This is a genomic window from Burkholderia sp. GbtcB21 (assembly GCF_019091065.1).
Lineage (GTDB): Bacteria > Pseudomonadota > Gammaproteobacteria > Burkholderiales > Burkholderiaceae > Burkholderia > Burkholderia pyrrocinia_C.
Genome location: NZ_JAGXKA010000493.1, coordinates 1 through 235 on the forward strand (window position 1 = coordinate 1; position 235 = coordinate 235).

The following is a 235-nucleotide window of genomic DNA, read 5'->3' on the forward strand; positions in this document are numbered from 1 at the left end:
CTCGCGCGGCCGACGATCGCGCCGTACGCGGCGTCGCAGGGCGCGGTGCGGGTGCTGACGAAAGGGATGTGCGCCGACTGGGCGCGCCACGGCATCCCGGCCAACGGCCTCGCGCCCGGCTATTTCGAAACGGAGCTGAATCGCGCGCTGGGCGGCGACGCGGCGTTCTCGGACTGGCTGGGCAAGCGCACCCCGGCCGGCCGCTGGGGGCGCGGCGGCGGGCTGGGCGGCGCGG

The 235-nt window shown here is 77.9% G+C and carries 1 protein-coding gene; it reads left to right on the forward strand.

Going from position 1 to position 235, the window contains the following annotated elements; translation table 11 throughout:
• The coding region (locus KVT39_RS37450) for an SDR family oxidoreductase (RefSeq protein WP_217591530.1) at positions 1–235 on the forward strand (235 nt) is incomplete at both ends.